This is a genomic window from Pseudomonas sp. TWP3-1, assembly GCF_049896625.1.
Taxonomy (GTDB): Bacteria; Pseudomonadota; Gammaproteobacteria; order Pseudomonadales; family Pseudomonadaceae; genus Aquipseudomonas.
This window is the reverse complement of record NZ_JAFCUQ010000002.1, coordinates 375,009-388,182: the sequence shown is the minus strand read 5'-3', so window position 1 is coordinate 388,182 and position 13,174 is coordinate 375,009. Positions and strand designations below refer to the sequence as shown.

At 60.3% G+C, this 13,174-nt stretch carries 9 protein-coding genes; 3 read left to right on the top strand and 6 right to left on the bottom strand.

Features of this window, described 5'->3' with window-relative positions; genetic code table 11:
- Positions 1 to 67 precede the first annotated feature (67 nt).
- The 3 genes from ACP7BN_RS04950 to ACP7BN_RS04940 are packed head-to-tail and all read right to left on the bottom strand — an operon-like array spanning position 68 to position 4,103.
- Positions 68 to 1,678: an arylsulfatase gene (locus tag ACP7BN_RS04950; RefSeq protein WP_426202085.1), complete on the bottom strand. Its 1,611-nt coding sequence runs from the start codon at positions 1,676 to 1,678 to the stop codon at positions 68 to 70.
- Positions 1,679 to 1,692: 14 nt separating this feature from the next.
- On the bottom strand, positions 1,693 to 2,508 hold the full coding sequence (locus ACP7BN_RS04945) for an ABC transporter ATP-binding protein (RefSeq protein ID WP_426202083.1): 816 nt from the start codon (positions 2,506 to 2,508) through the stop codon (positions 1,693 to 1,695).
- On the bottom strand, positions 2,505 to 4,103 hold the full coding sequence (locus ACP7BN_RS04940; RefSeq protein ID WP_426202081.1) for an ABC transporter permease: 1,599 nt from the start codon (positions 4,101 to 4,103) through the stop codon (positions 2,505 to 2,507). Before ACP7BN_RS04940 ends, ACP7BN_RS04945 begins: the two co-directional genes overlap by 4 nt.
- 301 nt (positions 4,104 to 4,404) lie before the next feature.
- On the opposite strand from ACP7BN_RS04940, the gene ACP7BN_RS04935 reads away from it, so the two are divergent.
- Positions 4,405 to 5,418, top strand: a complete 1,014-nt coding sequence (locus ACP7BN_RS04935) for an ABC transporter substrate-binding protein (RefSeq protein WP_426202079.1) — start codon at positions 4,405 to 4,407, stop codon at positions 5,416 to 5,418.
- A gap of 205 nt (positions 5,419 to 5,623) precedes the next feature.
- Here the strand turns inward: ACP7BN_RS04935 and ACP7BN_RS04930 are convergent, their stop codons facing one another.
- Positions 5,624 to 6,550, bottom strand: coding sequence for a LysR family transcriptional regulator (locus ACP7BN_RS04930; protein ID WP_420651268.1), 927 nt, complete (start codon positions 6,548 to 6,550; stop codon positions 5,624 to 5,626).
- A gap of 181 nt (positions 6,551 to 6,731) precedes the next feature.
- Between ACP7BN_RS04930 and ACP7BN_RS04925 the strand changes: the two genes are divergently transcribed.
- Positions 6,732 to 7,640 carry a TauD/TfdA dioxygenase family protein gene (locus tag ACP7BN_RS04925; RefSeq protein WP_426202076.1) on the top strand — a complete coding sequence of 303 codons (909 nt, stop codon included), beginning with the start codon at positions 6,732 to 6,734 and terminating at the stop codon, positions 7,638 to 7,640.
- Between the two features lie 208 nt (positions 7,641 to 7,848).
- Here the strand turns inward: ACP7BN_RS04925 and ACP7BN_RS04920 are convergent, their stop codons facing one another.
- Both ACP7BN_RS04920 and ACP7BN_RS04915 read right to left on the bottom strand, forming a co-directional pair.
- The gene (locus ACP7BN_RS04920) at positions 7,849 to 9,465 is read right to left on the bottom strand and encodes an alkaline phosphatase family protein (RefSeq protein ID WP_426202075.1); all 1,617 of its coding nucleotides are present in this window, start codon (positions 9,463 to 9,465) and stop codon (positions 7,849 to 7,851) included.
- A gap of 229 nt (positions 9,466 to 9,694) precedes the next feature.
- The gene (locus tag ACP7BN_RS04915) at positions 9,695 to 10,639 is read right to left on the bottom strand and encodes a LysR family transcriptional regulator (protein WP_426202073.1); all 945 of its coding nucleotides are present in this window, start codon (positions 10,637 to 10,639) and stop codon (positions 9,695 to 9,697) included.
- Positions 10,640 to 10,804: 165 nt separating this feature from the next.
- Between ACP7BN_RS04915 and ACP7BN_RS04910 the strand changes: the two genes are divergently transcribed.
- The gene (locus ACP7BN_RS04910; RefSeq protein ID WP_426202071.1) at positions 10,805 to 13,165 is read left to right on the top strand and encodes a TonB-dependent receptor; all 2,361 of its coding nucleotides are present in this window, start codon (positions 10,805 to 10,807) and stop codon (positions 13,163 to 13,165) included.
- Positions 13,166 to 13,174 lie beyond the last annotated feature (9 nt).

Genomic DNA, 13,174 nt, shown 5'->3' with positions numbered 1-13,174 from the left:
TCCCACATTTGGAATGCATTACCCTGTGGGAGCTGGCTTGCCAGCGATAGCGGTAGCTCAGGCACCATTAATCCGGCTGAAACGGCGACTCACTGAGAATCACCCCAGTCTCCTCAACATAGCGCTGCCAATGCTCGATCAACGCCTCAAGCCTCTGCGGCTGACTCACCGCCAGATCATCAATCTCCCCCGGATCACTCCCCAAATCATAAAGCTGCCACGTCGCCGGCCCCACCGGCCCGGGAATCCACACAGCCTTCCATTGCCCCTGCCGAATCGCCCGGCGCCCGAACAATTCCCAGCCAGTCACCGTGTGTTCGTCATGCACCTGCGCCGTCTCGCCAGACAAGAACCCCAGCCACGATTTACCGCGCAACGGCGCCACCGGTTTGCCGTGCCACAGCTTGCCCGGATGACGCACGCCAGCCAGATCGAGAATGGTTGGCGTAACATCCATCACCGTGCCAAAACCGTGGCTGATCTGCCCCTTCAACGGCAACTGCGGATAGTGCAGCAGCGCCGGCACGCGAATCCCGCCCTCGGTGGTGAACGCCTTGAACAGCCGCGACGGCGCGGTCGCCACCTGCGCCCAGTTCGGCCCGTACCACACGTAGGAATTGGCGCGACCGATGTTGTCGAGGCTGTTGTCGTAATGCTGACTCAGATACGTCACCAGCTCCGGGCCGAATTTGGGGAAAGCTTCAAGCAGCGCGCCTTCGGCGCCGTTGTCGGACATGAACAGGATGAAAGTATTGTCGAGCTGGCCTTGTTGGCGCAGGTAATCGACCACCCGGCCGATGTTCCAGTCCATGCGCTCGACCATCGCCGCGTAGACCTCCATTGCCCGCGCGGAAATCTGCTTTTGCTCGTGACTCAACTCAGCCCATTGCGCGGTCAGCTGGATCAGCGGATGCGGTTCGACATCCGGCTCGATCAGCCCCAGAGCCTTGAGTTTTTCCAGGCGTTCCAGACGCAAGACTTCCGGGCCAGCGTCATAGCGCCCACGGTATTTGTCGACGATGTCTTTCGGCGCCTGCAACGGCCAGTGCGGCGCAGAAAACGGCAGGTAAGCGAAGAACGGTCGGGTCTGATCGCGTTCCTTGAGGTACTGCAGCAGCTTGTCGCCGAAGGCGTCCGAGGAGTAGAAATCCTTGGGCAATTCATCAACGAACGTGGAGTCTTCGATGTACAGCGCTGGAGTGGATTTCAACAGGCCGGGCGTCTGCTCATCGTAGGTCGGCTCAAAACCGTAGTGGTTGGCGGCTCCAGGCAGCAGCGAGAAAGAACGCTCGAAACCGCGCGCCTGCGGCGCCAGTTCGGCAGTCAGGCCGAGGTGCCATTTGCCGCTCATCAAGGTCTGGTAGCCGGCCTCGCGGAGCAGCTCCGGCAGCGCGACGACTCGGTCGTTGAGGTAGCCCTCATAACCTGGCTTGCCGATCAGTTCCGGCGTCAGCGCTTCGGCCATGGTGCCAATGCCGGCGATGTGGTGGTCGGTGCCGGTGAGCAACATCGAACGGGTCGGCGAACAGGTCGGTGCGGTGTGGAAATCGGTCAGGCGCAGGCCGTTGTTGGCCAAGGCATCAAGGTGCGGCGTGGCGATTTCGCCGCCGAACGCGCCGAGGTCGGAGAAGCCGAGGTCATCGGCCAGAATCACCAGAAAATTGGGACGTTGCGGCATCAAAACACTCCAGGTCAGCAGGCAATAAATGACAGCGGCAGATCACGGATCTGCACCGGCACGCTCGGTTGGTAATGGTCATCACTGGTCAGCTCGTGCAGCAGTTCTTCGCGCAATTGGTGGAAGTCAAAACTGCTGCGTTGGCGCGGATGGGGCAGGGCGATGTTGACCACTTGCTTGATGCGTCCCGGACGCGGTTCCATCACCACCACGCGGTCGGCAAGAAAGATGGCTTCCTCGACATCGTGAGTGACCAGAATCGTGGTGATTTTTGCCCGTGCGCGGATCGCCAATAGCTCATCCTGCATCTGCTGACGGGTCAGCGCATCGAGTGCGCCGAAGGGTTCGTCGAGCAGAAGAATTCGTGGGCTGGCGACCAGTCCGCGCGCGATGGCCACCCGTTGCGCCATGCCGCCGGAGAGTTGATGTGGATAGGCGCGGGTGAAATCGCGCAAACCGACGAGGTCAATGAAATCGCTGACCCGCCGCTGTTTTTCGGCGGTGCTCAGCGACTCGTTGACCAGGCCGAGGCCGATGTTGTCGGCCACCGTCAGCCACGGGAACAAGCGGTGCTCCTGAAACACGATGCCGCGCTCGCCACCGATGCCGCTGACGGCTTTGCCATCCACAGTGATCTGCCCGCGAAACTGTGTGTCGAGGCCCACCAGCAGGCGCAGCAAAGTCGATTTGCCGCAGCCGCTGGAGCCGACGATAGCGACGAATTCGCCCTCGGCGATGTCGAGGTTGAATTCGCGGATCGCCTCCAGTTCGAAACCGTCGACGTCGAAGGATTTGCCTACGTGATTGAAGCTTACAATCGATGCGTTCATGCGTGTCTCCAGCGGGTCGCGCGAATTTCCAGGCGTTGGCCGATCAGGTTGAGCAGGGCGCCGGTGAGGCCGACGAGCAGCATGCCGGCCATGATCAGATCCATGCGCAGCAGTTGTTGTGCGCCGATCATCTGGCTGCCGATGCCGCCGTTGGACGGCATGAAATATTCGGCGCCGATGGTGCCGAGCCAGGCGTAGATCAGGCTCAGTCTGAGGCCCGCGAAAATCCCCGGTGCAGCGCCGGGCAGGACCAGTCGATGCAGACGCTGGCCGAGGCTCAGGCGCAGCACTTGCGCGGCTTCGTTGAGCTGCGGCGAGAGGTTGGCGACGCTGCGTTGGGTGGCGATGAACAGCGGGAAGAATGCGGCGAGGGCGACGAACACCCACTTTGCCAGTTCACCCAGGCCGAACCACGCAGTGAGCAGAGGCACCCAGGCGAAAATAGCGATCTGGCGGATTGCGGCGAAGGTCGGCCCGAGCACCCGTTCACTGGTGCGCGACAGGCCCAGCAGCAAGCCCAGCGCCAGGCCGAGACTGCCACCGATCAACAGACCGCCAAGGGTGCGACCCAGACTCAGCGCCATGCCGCTGATCAAGGTGCCGTCGAGTAAACCGTTCAGCGTGGCTTCCAGCACATTCAGTGGACTGGCGAGAATCGCGGCATCGACCCACTGTTGATCGACCGCCAGTTGCCACAGCGCGAGCAAGCCCAGCGGCAACAGCCATGGCTGCACGCGCTGCCAGCCTTCATAGCGCGGACCACGGCGGATTTCGGCGGTGGCCGGGTGCGGCCAGTGCACCAGTTTTTTGTCCAGCAGACCGATCCCGCGATCCATCGCCACACCGATCAGGCCGATGACTACGATGCACACGAACACGATGTCGAGCATGAACAGCTGCCGCGCCCAGACCATCAGATAACCGATGCCTTCACTGGAGGCCAGCAACTCCACTGCCAGCAAAGAAGTCCAGCCAGCAGCCAGTGCCAGACGCACGCCGGCCATGAATGCGGGGAGGGCGGCGGGCAGCACCAGACGACGAATCAGCAGGTATGGTGGCAGGCGAAAAACTGCCGCCGCTTCGCGTAATTTCGGCTGCGCATCCCGCACGCCGACCAGTGTGTGCAGGGTCACCGGCACCACGATGGCTTTGATCAGCACCACCAGTTTCAGCACTTCGCCGATGCCGAAAAACACCATGAACAGCGGAATCCACGCCAGCGTTGGCACCTGCGCCAGACCGGCGAAGGTCGGGAAGATCAGGCGTTCGAGGCGCCGACTGAAACCCAGCGCCGCGCCGAGAATTGCACCGGCCGAGATCCCGGCCAGCAAGCCCCAGAACAGCCGTTGCAGGCTGATCCACAAATGGCTCCATAGCTCGCCTTGAGACAATTCAACGGCGCTGCTCCACACCAACGATGGCGCCGGCAGGATCTGCTCGCTCATCCAGTGATTGCGCGCCGCCAGCCACCACAAGGCAAACAATGCCAGCGGCACAATCCATGGCAACAGCCGATGGCTCAGGCTCGGCCACACGCGCTGACTTTTGAGCGGCGGCGCGGGCAGCGGCAGGCTGAGCAGCGAATCACGGGCCATGGGTGACCTCCGTTGTCGGGTTGGATCTTTAGCGGAATTAGCAGATAACAAATAGTTATATAAAAACAATTTATTGATCTGTTTAGAGATAAGGCACGCCATTTAAGGCCTGCGGCCCCTGCGCATCCAATGCATTCGAAGAATATTTTCGATGCTCTCAATGCATACCTTCCCCCACGTCCCGAATTTGCTGGCTTAGCTCAAAAAGCTATAAAAATGTTCTTTTATAGTATTTAAGTGCAGATGTGCATTGCGCCTACTTTCAGCTCCTCAACGCCCGTCGTGACCAGGAGCCGCACCCATGAACTTTCCCTTTAAACGTGTCATCAGTCTGTTTGCCGCCCCGGCACTGGCGGGTCTGCTGGCGCTCAGTGCCCACGCCGACGAACTCAAGGAAATCCGCATCGCCGTGCCCGATCTGAGCGCCGGCACGCAGCACAGCGGGGGCGGTGTGGTCGATGTATTGCGCGATCAGCAGATCTTCGAAAAAGCCTTTGCCGAGCAGGGCATCAAGATTCAGTGGAGCTTCTTTAAAGGCGCTGGCCCGGTGATCAACGAAGCGTTCGCCAATGGTCAGGTCGATCTGGCGTACCTCGGTGATCTGGCTGCGATCATTGGCAAGTCCAACGGACTGGACACGCGTCTGCTCAGCGCCAGCGCACGTGGCGTGAAGCAATATCTCGGCGTGGTGCCGGGTTCCGGGATCAAGACTTTGCAGGATCTCAAAGGCAAACGCGTGGCGATCTTTCGCGGTACGGCGACCCAGTTGTCGTTCGATGCGGCGCTGGCCAGTCAGGGTTTGAGCGAAAAAGATCTGAAGGTCATCAACCTCGATTTCACTGCGGCGGTTGCAGCGTTGGCAGCGAAGCAGATCGACGCGTCATGGGGCAGTTCCGGGTTGGCCGCGTTGCAGATCAAAGGCCTGGCCGAGTTACCGCTGAACACCAAGGATCTGGGTGGCGCCGGCAGTGTGCAGTCGGTGCTGGTGGGCACTGGCAAGTTTGTCGATGCGCATCCTGAGGCGGTGAGCAAACTGCTCAAGGCGCAGCAGCAAGCGGTGGAATGGCTGACGCAGGAGAGCAACAAGGAGGCGTACGTGCAGCTGGTTTCGGGGCTGGCGAGTTATCCACCGGTGATTTTGACCGAGGATCTGAAGGATCAGAGATTGGCTGAAGTGTTTCCGTCGACGCTGGACCCGGTGTTCCTTGGCAGCTTGCAGGACAAGGTCGATCTGGCGGCGCAGCAGAAGCTGATTCGCAAGCCGTTCAAGGTTAATGAGTGGGTGGCGCGGGAGTTGGAAGCTGCGAAGCTCTGAGTTTTTGAGCAGGACTTTAAATCCAGCCCCTCCCCAGCCCTCTCCTCCAGGAGAGGGAGCCGATTTTTGTGACTTTCAAAACGTGAGTTCGACTTGATATTTCAGGTCGATGTAACTGACCCAAACACCTCGGTCAGTCCCCTCTCCCTCCGGGAGAGGGCTAGGGTGAGGGCAGCAATCTCAAGCCGGCCACAAAACCCGAAGTTCACCCCGCCACCCGCGCCTCTCCAACCCCCTTATCCACCGCCACCAACGTCTCAATCATCGCCCGCGCCGCCGGTGACAAGCGAAACCCGGTGCGGCTGACAATCCCGCACCGCGCATTCATGCTTTCCAGATTTTGCGGCAAGTTGCGCCAGTGCAGCAGCGCCAGCGAGCCCTGGGCAATGTCCTCGTAAAACGCCTCTTCCGTGCCGATGCCAATCGCATTCGATTGCAGCACCACCTTCACCAGCGCCGGAAAATGCTCGGTCTCGATGGTCGGTGAAAAATCGATCCGCCCGCTGAGGTTCGCCAGCAGTTTGCGAATGCCCGGCGGAATCAACGTGGTCGCCAGCGGATAGTCGAACATGTCGTTGGTCGACAGGCTTTCCTTGGCCAGCAGTGGATGCCCCGGCCGGCAGAAAAACACTCCGCGCTTGGGCGTCAGTGGCTGGGTCTGGAAGTTCGGGTCGGACTCGAAATGGCGGATGTCGGCGATGAAGAATTCGATCTCTTCGCGAGTCAGCGCGCGGCTGAGTTTTTCCCAGTTATCCACTTGAAAACAGGTGCGCACTTTCGGGTGTGCATTGATGAATTGCGCGACCGCATCCGGCACCAGTTTCACCGCTGGCGCCGGGCCGCAACCGAAGTGCAGTTCGCCGGCATCGAGCTTGGTCATCTGCGTCACCTCAGCGCTGAGCAGCGCCGCGCCTTGCACTAACGTCAGCGCGTGTTGCAGCACCACCTGGCCTTCAGGAGTCGGACGCAAATCCTTGTTGCCGCGATCCACCAGCACACAGCCGAACTCTTGCTCCAGCCCCTGAATACTGCGGCTGAACGCCGGTTGAGTGATGCCCATGGCGTCCGCCGCACGCACAAAGCTGCGGTGCTCGTTGAGGGCGATGAAGTAGCGCAACTGGCGAAGATCCATATGCTTTTCCGGCATCCTAAAAATAGCTCGAAGGCATTTGCGACGAGCGTTGCTTGAGGTTTTAAATGCAAGCTCTTATTCCGTCAACGAAGCATGTGAATATCTATTAGATCTAAAATGAATATAGATAGAGCGTTGTTTCGCTGCCGTCCAACCGCAAGCAGTCGATGAGGGTCTACCCATGAGCAATGCCGCACTCGCTGTAAAACCCGCTGTCCACGCGCTGGAAATCCATCCGGTGGCCGGTCGTATCGGCGCCGAAATCCGTGGCGTGCACCTGTCTGGTGAGCTGGACGTCGTCACCGTCGAAGCGATTCAACAGGCGCTGGTCCAATACAAGGTGGTGTTCTTCCGCGAGCAGACCCAGCTCGACGATCAACGTCAGGAAGCCTTCGCCCATTTGCTCGGCGAGCCGGTGGCGCACCCGACCGTGCCGTCCCGCGAGGGCACCCGTTATTTGCTGGAACTGGACGGAGCCGAGGGCCAGCGCGCCAACTCGTGGCACACCGACGTGACCTTCGTTGACGCCTACCCGAAAGCCTCGATCCTGCGCTCGGTGGTGGCTCCGGCATTTGGCGGTGACACCTTGTGGGCCAACACCGCCACCGCATACAACGAACTACCGACCGAGCTGCGTGAACTGGCAGACAAATTGGTCGCGGTGCACAGCAACGAATATGACTACGCCGGCGCCAAGCCGGACGTGTCGGCGGAGAAGCTTGAGCGCTATCGCAAGATCTTCACCTCGACCGTCTACGAGACCGAACACCCGGTGGTGCGTGTGCACCCGATCAGCGGCGAGAAGAGCCTGTTGCTGGGGCATTTTGTGAAGCGCATCAAGGGTTATTCCCAGGCGGATTCGGCGCATTTGTTCGGGCTGTTGCAGAGTCATGTGATACGTCAGGAAAACACTGTGCGCTGGCGCTGGAAGGCCGGTGATGTGGCGATCTGGGATAACCGTTCGACGCAGCATTATGCGATTGATGATTACGGGACTCAGGATCGGGTGGTGCGGCGGGTGACGCTCAAGGGTGAAGTGCCGGTGGGGGCTTCGGGGCAGCGCAGTCAGACGATCAAGGGGCGTGACTGAGGATCAAAAGCTACCCTCACCCCAGCCCTCTCCCGGTGGGAGAGGGGGCCGACCGAGGTGTCTGGCGGGTTACATCGACCTGAAAAAGCTATGTCGATTGTGGATTCGGTAAAGCAGGGTCAGGTCGATGTAGTTCTCAAGCATCCCCCAATCAGTCCCCTCTCCCTCCGGGAGAGGGTTAGGGTGAGGGGCTCTTGATTTTGCTCACCTACCAAACGCCGATCTGCACCAATTTCTCGGTCTCCGGCTCGCCATAGCGAAACCGTTGCCCGCGCAAATCAATCTCCTGATTGCTGATCGTCGTGCGCCGCTTCAACCCGCGCACCCACTCGAACAAATACCCCGCATGCTCTTCGCGCACGGTCGCGTAAGCCGGATCTGCGCCCAGATCAATCAGCTCTTGCGGATCATTCAGCAGATCAAACAACTGTGGCCGAAAGCCGTCGTACGCCAGATATTTCCAGCGCTCGCTGCGCACCATTGTCATGCGGCAACGATCAATCGGCTGCCCAAGTCGCTCACGTGCCGGAGCCTGAAAGGCATAGTCGTATTCACTGATCGCATAGCGGCGCCAGTCCGGATTCTCACCGTGCAGCAAAGGAATCAATGAGCGCCCTTCGAGCCGATGCTCGGCACTCGGTACTCCCAGTGCTTCGAGAAAAGTCGGCAGAGCGTCGATGGTTTCCGCCAGGCGCTCCTCCACCGTTCCGCGCGTTACATCCGCCGCCGCACGCGGATCGCGCACGATCAGTGGCACGCCCACGGCTTGTTCGAGCAGGAACTCTTTCTCGCCCAGATAGTGATCGCCGAGAAAGTCGCCGTGGTCGCTGGTGAACACGATCAAGGTGTCGTCCCAACGGCCGTTGCTTTGCAGAAAATCGAACAAACGCCCGAGCTGATCGTCGACTTGCTTGATCAGGCCCATGTAGGTGGGGATTACAGTCAATCGTACTGCGTCGCGGGAGAAGTTGAGGCTTTCCTCGTGTTGACGAAACGCCGTATAGACGGGGTGGTCGCTGATTTTTTCGGGCGCGGCGCGCACCGGTTGCAGAATCGATTTCGTACTGTACAAGGTGTGGTACGGAGCGGGTGCGATGTAAGGCCAGTGCGGTTTGATCAAGGATAGGTGCAAAAACCAGGGTTGCTCGCCTTGTTCGCCAATAAAGTCGATGGCCCGATCAGTGGTGTACACCGTCTCGGAATGTTGCTCGGGGATGCGCGCGGGCAAACCGGCGTGGCGCATTTTCCAGCCACTGAGGATTTCGCCGTTTTCGCCTTCGGCAGCGTTGGCCCAGTCGTGCCAAGGGTTGCGAGCTTCGAAGCCTTGCTCGCGCAGGTAATGGGTGTAGGGCGCGGATTCGCGTTTGTCGTCGAACAGTGGGTCGTCGGGGAAGATCCCGTCGTGGCGCATGTAGGGTTCGAAGCCGACTTCATTCAGCACTTCGGCCTGTGCGCTGTCCGGATTGATCGCCAAACGCTGAAGAGCATCGACGTTGGCGGTGGCGTGAGTCTTGCCAACCAGCGCAGTGCGGATACCGTGCGGGCGCAGGTAATCTCCGATGGTCAGTTCTTCCAGCGGCAACGGCACGGCGTTCCACGCCACTTGATGGCTGCTGACGTAACGCCCGGTGTAGGCCGACATCCGCGACGGCCCGCAGATCGTGCCTTGGGTGTAAGCACGGCTGAAGCGCACGCCGGCCGCCGCGAGGCGATCAACGTTCGGCGTGTGCAGATGCGGGTGGCCGTAGCAGGACAGGTAATCGCGGCGCAGCTGATCGCACATGATGTACAGCACGTTGCGCACGGGGTTTTCGGGGTTGGACATGAGGCTCACCGGTCAGAAGGACAGGCGAGGGTTTTCGCTTTCGACGGGGGTGTTGGGCAAGTGCATTCGGGGAATGGATTTTATGCAGGGAATGCATCGGTGCCTGGGCTGCCGCCATCGCTGGCAAGCCAGCTCCCACAGTATCTGGGGAGTTCGCATTATCTGTGCTCGGCGCGAATCCTGTGGGAGCTGGCTTGTCGGCCCGCCGCATCGCAGCGATAGCGGTGGATCACACCGCAAAATTCTCCAGGGAACACACTTCTTCATCCACCTCATCAATCGCCTTGATCTGCGCAATCATCGCCTCCGCCAGCGGCGACAGGCGATACCCGGCGCGGCTGACAATCCCATAGCGGGTGTACAGCTCCTCCAGATCATCCGCCAGCCCTTCGATCTTCAGCACCACCAGCTCACCCTTGGCCAGATGCAGCGCATCCGAGTACGCGCCAACGATGCCGATCGCATCCGAACGCAGCACCACGCCAAGCAAACTCGCGCTGTTTTCGCACTCCACATTCGGCGTGAAATCCGGGCGGCCGCTGAGGTCGACGATGACCTTGCGCAGGTTCGGCGGACGGATGCTCACCGCCAGCGGATAACTCATCAATTCAGTCGCGCTGATTCGCTCGCGTCCGGCCAGCGGATGGCCGATGCGGCAGCAGAAATGCCATTTGCGCGGGCGCAGGCGATGGGTCTGGTAATCCGGATCCGCCTCGAACTGGCGTGTGTCGGCGACGAAGAATTCGAACTCTTCGCTGAGCAGTCTTTTGCTCAGGCTCTGCCAGTCATCGACCTGGTAATGCACCCGCGCTTTCGGGTAGCGGCCGATGAAGCTGCCAATCGCGCGCGGGATCAAACCCGCTGCCGGCGCCGGGCCGCAGCCGAAGCGCAACTCGCCCGCTTCCAGCCCGTTGAACTGGCTGATCTCGTTGGCCATCTGCTGCGCGCCGCTGACCAGCCGCCGCGCATGCTCGAGCAGCACCTGACCCTGTTTGGTTGGCGGCAGATCCTTGCGTCCGCGATCGACCAATTGACAGCCGACGCTGTGTTCCAGCGCCTGAATGCTACGGCTGAATGCCGACTGCGACAGATTCACCGCCAATGCGCCGGCGACGAAGCTGCGTTGATCAGCCAAGGCGATGAAGTGACGAAGTTGCCGCAAGTCGATATGCATTTTTCACATAAAAAATATCCGGGAAATGCATTGGATATGCATTAGGTCGACTCCTTATAAAGGCAATCTCTTATGCAGTAAATCTTTCTAAAACCATAAATAAATAACTTAAAAGAATATGCAGCAAGAAAGATGTCTGTGTGTTTTTTGCTCAGGAGCCGCCTTATGAGTCCGTTGAACCTCGCTTCACCGCCGCCGCCACGACGGCTCAAACGTCTGCCCCTGGCCCTGTTGCTGGCAGGAAGTGCAAGTTGGACTCACGCTTACGCGGCCGAGACCGAAGCCTCTGCGGCGGCCCCCGCCGGGACAGCCGCAACCGCCGGTTCGCAACTGGAAACCGTGACCGTCACCACCCGCCGTCGCGAAGAAAGTTCGCAAGACGTACCGACGCCGATGAGTGTGGTCAGCGGCCAGACGCTGGAGACGCAGCGGGTCTACCGGATTCAGGATTTGCAGCAACTGGTGCCGAGCGTCAACGTCGCCTATATGCATGCGCGCCAGTCCAGCGTGTCGATTCGCGGGTTGGGCAATAACCCGGCGAGTGACGGTCTGGAAGGCAGCGTCGGGCTGTACATCGACAACGTGTATCTGGGCCGTCCGGGGATGGCGGTGTTCGATTTGATGGACATCGAACAGCTTGAAGTGCTGCGCGGGCCGCAGGGCACGTTGTTCGGCAAGAACACCACCGCCGGGGTGATCAACATCAGCACCCGCGCACCGAGTTTCACCCCCGAGCGCAGCATTGAAACCTCGGTTGGCGAGGACGGATATTTCCAGACCAAGGGCACGATTTCCGGGCCGCTCAACGATGTGCTGGCTGGACGTTTTTCGGCGTATCGCACGCGCAGCGACGGCGACATCAAGAACGAATACAACGGCCATGATCTGAACGGCGGTTCGCGCGAGGGTTTCCGCGCGCAGTTGCTGTTCAAGCCCAATGAGAATTTCAATCTGCGCTGGATCGGCGACTACAACGAAGAAGATTCCAGCGCCGGCACTCGCGTGCTGTACAGCACCGGCCCGACCACCAACGGCACCAACCTGTATTCGGCGCGCGCCGCTGCTGCGGGCGCAACGCTGGTCAACGGCTCGCACCGCAAGGTCAATCTGGACAACGATCAACACGTCACCGTGCATCAGGGCGGCACCTCGGTCGAAGCCAACTGGACGCTGCCGAGTGACTACACCCTGACCTCGGTCAGCTCGTATCGCTTCTGGAATTTCACCCCGCGCAATGACGACGGCCTCAACGTGCCGGCCAGCTACAACGCCGGGGTGTCGGTGGAGGACAAACAGTATTCTCAGGAATTTCGCCTGGCTTCGCCCAAGGGTGAGTTCTTCGATTACGTGCTTGGCGCGTACTACTTCGGCTCGGATCTGGACAACAAATCCTTCCTCAATTACGGCCCGCAAGCGGACATCTGGAACGGCACGCCACGCGGTGCGCTGGCCAACGTCGACAGCGTCGGCAACGGCCATATCAAGACCGACAGTTTCGCGCTGTTCGCCCAAGGCACCTGGCACCTCAGCGAGCGTCTGGACTTCACCGCCGGAGTGCGTGGCACCTACGAACAGAAGAACGCCGATGTCACTCGTGACGCACCGCTCGGCGGGGTAGCGGTGACGGGTGCGGCGGCCACCGCGCGGCGTGGTCGGGTCGGAGCTTATGACTCTGGCGATCTGAATCAGTACAGCTCCAGCCCTTCCGGTTTGCTCAACCTGAGCTATCGCGTCACCGATAATCTGCTCGGCTACGCGACCCTGTCTCACGGCGAGAAATCCGGTGGGGTCAACCTCGCGGTCGGCTCGGCACCGACTGCCGGCGCCGACTCGTTGCTGATCGGCACCGAGCGCGCCAACAACGCCGAGCTCGGCTTCAAAAGCACGTTGTGGGATCGGCGTTTGCAGCTCAATGCCAACCTGTTCTGGACGCAGGTCAACGCCTATCAGACCAACGCCTATGACGACGTCAACCGCGTGCAATACCTGACCAACGCCGGTTCCGTGCGCTCGCGCGGTGTGGAGTTCGAAAGCACCGTGATCCCGCTGCGTGGCCTGACGCTGAACTTCAACGGCTCGTTCAACGACGTCAGCTACCTCTCTTACAAAGATGCGCCATGCCCGCCGGAAGTTAGCCAGGCGCCAGGTGCTCCGGCCTCCTGCGACCTTAGCGGCCATCAAGTGGTTGGCGCTTCGAAATGGATCGGTAACGCCAACGGCAAATACGAATGGAATCTCGCCAATGGCCTGCAGCCGTACGTCACCGGCAGCTATGCGTTCCGCTCGAAAGCGGTGGGCACCGTGGAGGATTCCGACTACGGCCAGATCCCGAGCTACGCGGTGGTCAACTTATCCACAGGTCTGCGTGGCGATTTCAATCAGGGCCAGTGGGACGTCTCGCTGTGGCTGAAAAACGCCTTCGACAAGACCTACTACACGACCCTGTGGACCGGCGGCAACGGCGGCTATGAAGGCCTGCTCGGCACGCCGCGCACCCTCGGCGTTACCGGTCGCTACGACTTCTGATCCGACCCT